The 2566-nt window shown below is 33.7% G+C and carries 3 protein-coding genes; all 3 read right to left on the reverse strand.

The features are described 5' to 3' along the window. Nucleotides 1-101: 101 nt before the first annotated feature. Nucleotides 102-701, reverse strand: coding sequence for a GNAT family N-acetyltransferase (locus tag MOC86_RS26535; protein WP_268586889.1), 600 nt, complete (start codon nt 699-701; stop codon nt 102-104). Further along, the gene (locus MOC86_RS26540; RefSeq protein WP_268586890.1) at nt 688-1131 is read right to left on the reverse strand and encodes a MarR family winged helix-turn-helix transcriptional regulator; all 444 of its coding nucleotides are present in this window, start codon (nt 1129-1131) and stop codon (nt 688-690) included. The genes MOC86_RS26535 and MOC86_RS26540 overlap by 14 nt, the downstream gene beginning before the upstream one ends. A 471-nt stretch (nt 1132-1602) precedes the next feature. After that, nucleotides 1603-2118, reverse strand: a complete 516-nt coding sequence (locus tag MOC86_RS26545; RefSeq protein ID WP_268586891.1) for a DinB family protein — start codon at nt 2116-2118, stop codon at nt 1603-1605. Nucleotides 2119-2566: the final 448 nt, after the last annotated feature.

The following is a 2566-nucleotide window of genomic DNA, read 5'->3' on the forward strand; positions in this document are numbered from 1 at the left end:
CCCTAACTTACCCGACTTAACAAAATATCTGTATGATATCTTCTATTCCTATTCTCCTCGTTCACTTTTTAACAAGTATGGTGATTACTCATTAAATTCTATTATCGTTTCTTAAGGGAAAAAGTAGACAAGGGAACCCCATATATACGATAAACTCGGTTATATAGTTTTCGATGAAATAGAAGCCAATTTTGGTTTGGATGATTAAAATCTGTCATGATTTGAATAGCATAACCAAAATGACTGAGCTTTACATCAGGGATAAGGTGAAAACCATTTCGTTCATAGAAATGAATACGACGAGTTCGGATAGACAATTCCGCATCGCTATCCGTCGTTTCCGGATCTTCAACTTCTAAGATAAGACCATTTCCTGATAGTTGTTTCAAACGTTCAAGAAGAACACTACCTAGTCCAGATGAACGGTGTGGGGGTAGGATAGCAAGAAACAGAACATGAATACATTTTAATTCAGGAACATTCTGATATAGAGCGTATCCATATACTTCGGATCCGTTTGTAAGATATACAGGATGTAGCACCCCTTTTTTTATAGCAGATTTCACAATCTTTGAAGGAAAAGTATCCTTTAGGAAAGGGAAGTCTATATAAGCATAGTCAAAAAGCCTTCGTAGATTAGATTTATCGATAGGTACCTCTTGGAGATATATATCGTCGTGACTCCATTCATTTTTTTTCATTCTTATATTCCCCCATATAATGCTTTTGCATAATTTCAAGCATTTCTGTGAATGCCTTAATTTCTGCCTGGCTATATGTTTCTTCAATTTCTTTTACAGCAGCTAGTAACGATTTGTCTATTCTTTTGTAATCTTCAGCTACTTCAGAGCTGGCCTTTAAGTAACTTACACGTTTATCTGTTTTACTAGGTGTTTTAATGACCAAACCTTTAGAGACTAACTCATTCACTTTTACGGTTACCGCAGAACGTGCTACATGGAGAGTATCAGCTAAAAAACTAGGGGTGCAGTTTTCATTATATAAGATGATTTCTAAGTACAATAAGCTGTTATAAGTCAAGTCCTTATAGGCATTCTCCTTATTCATAGAACGAAGACTTTTCAATATCCATTCGTAATAAAATTTATCAACTGCATGCATGAGCTCCATTCAACCACTCCTAAATAGTTAAGTTAATTTAATTATAATCACTTAACTATATGTCTTCAAGTCTACATAAAACATAAGATTAGAAAGGACATGCAGTGTTTTTACTTAAAGAAGATATTAAAACTCCTATGAGAGGGAATTAGGAGTTTTAATATCAATTTTTGCTGGTCCTAAAAGTATATATAAATTGAAAGAAAAAGCACAAACTCGTTGCTGCTGAACGGGGTTGTGCTTTTTTACTACCTAGAATACATTTTATGTAAACTAAGGATAGTTCCCCCATATCCAAAAAGTCACAAAAAACTATTCTCCTTTTTTTATGACTTTTTTAATTTTCTAAACTCATTTAAGTTTCTTTTAAACTAGATTTTAAAATATATTTATCCTTTAAGTTCAATAAGTAGAAACTTTCTATTTTTCATGGTTTTTCATACAATAAAAGCACCCATTTGTGAAATTGGCCAAGGCAGTCTAATTATCGAATAACCCTCTTCCTCTCAGATTTGCGGAAACAGGCTCCTTTCCTATTTCACGTGCCCATATAGATAACTGGCCAATATGATGGATTTCGTGGACAATGACATGACGTATGATCTCTCCGTGTGTACATTCAATGACTCGGCGCCTGATTGGTGCGTCTCTAGAGCTAATTGGTTCTTTAGTGAAATCAGTTTCTGAAAGTTTTCGAGAATCCATTTCATTTGTCCAAGATGTCACAAATGGATTCACTTTCTCATGGTATTGAGCTGAAAGATTTTTCACTTTTTGTAAGCTAGCATAATCCTCAAACAATGGCTCCTCAGGCACTGGTTCACCTCGCAAACCTAAGATCCACATATATTCTACATCTACAATGTGAAATAGGGTATGTAGGATACTGCCGAACCCACCGACCCGTTTTTTTAATAGTTCTTCATCCGGTATGCCTTCGCACAATGTAAACCAATCATCACGAACTTGCCAGTTATATTGAAACAGTTTCAACATCACAACAACCTCCATTCTTTTATAGATTTAATATTTAATTTTCGCCAAAAGATTTCAAAATCTTTTTTACGCCTTTCAAATAAATTGAATCAGCATGCTCTAGAAAAGTCCTTGAAAGGAACATTTATTAGAATTCTCAATATTTAATAAGAGAAAAAGAACCTTATTTAGCTAAATTAAGGTTCTTTTTCTGTGCCGATAATCAACATTATGTGAACTAAATATGTATAGAGTATACAGTTATAAAAAGAAAAAAGACTACCTCTTGAAAGAAAGACGAGAAGATCGAGAGATAGTCTTTTTTACATCAACACGCTTATATAGAATAGGGGTGCTTGAGGCCTAACGGCATCTTTTATATTTTACTTAACATACGGAATTTTATGCATTTCCTGTAAGATCTATTATGTAAACCAAATAATTAACTGAGTATGTTAAAATAAGGAAA

It is taken from the genome of Priestia endophytica, assembly GCF_026790145.1.
Classification (GTDB): domain Bacteria; phylum Bacillota; class Bacilli; order Bacillales; family Bacillaceae_H; genus Bacillus_I; species Bacillus_I endophytica_A.

Coding starts and splice junctions, on each gene's coding strand:
- MOC86_RS26535 (WP_268586889.1), bottom strand. CDS start 701: ATGAAAAAAAATGAATGGAGTCACGACGATATATATCTCCAAGAGGTA.
- MOC86_RS26540 (WP_268586890.1), bottom strand. CDS start 1,131: ATGGAGCTCATGCATGCAGTTGATAAATTTTATTACGAATGGATATTG.
- MOC86_RS26545 (WP_268586891.1), bottom strand. CDS start 2,118: ATGTTGAAACTGTTTCAATATAACTGGCAAGTTCGTGATGATTGGTTT.